The 370-nt window shown below is 26.2% G+C and carries 1 protein-coding gene; it reads right to left on the reverse strand.

Translation table 11 applies throughout. The features are described 5' to 3' along the window. Positions 1–164 precede the first annotated feature (164 nt). Entirely contained in the window at positions 165–299 is a 135-nt protein-coding gene (locus tag KA858_RS12175; RefSeq protein ID WP_210135821.1) for a beta-class phenol-soluble modulin, read from the reverse strand. Positions 300–370 lie beyond the last annotated feature (71 nt).

Consider the following 370-nt stretch of genomic DNA (forward strand, 5'->3'; position numbering starts at 1 on the left):
CCTTGATTTTGAGAATCTCTAATCATTTGATCTTTGAAACTATCATTGCTCATTAATGGTTTAAGAACTAAGAACATGATTGCAATTAATTGCTTGTACTAATTTTGACATTTAAATCGCTCCATTTCTTTTATTTATATATTTAAACTGTAAGTTTTAAGATATTAGAAACCAAAGATTTTACTTAATTCTGTTACACCATTAGAAATTACATCTAAAATACTTGTACTTAATTTAGTCCAGTCTTGATTTTGACCTGCTTCAATTGCACCTTTGATTGCGTTTGCGATTTTTTCCATGATAATAATCTCCTTTATAATGTAGATTTATATTTTAATGAAATGTTATTAGTCGAAATATTAGAATCCGA

This window comes from Staphylococcus sp. GDX8P80P (assembly GCF_017893095.1).
Taxonomy (GTDB): domain Bacteria; phylum Bacillota; class Bacilli; order Staphylococcales; family Staphylococcaceae; genus Staphylococcus; species Staphylococcus borealis.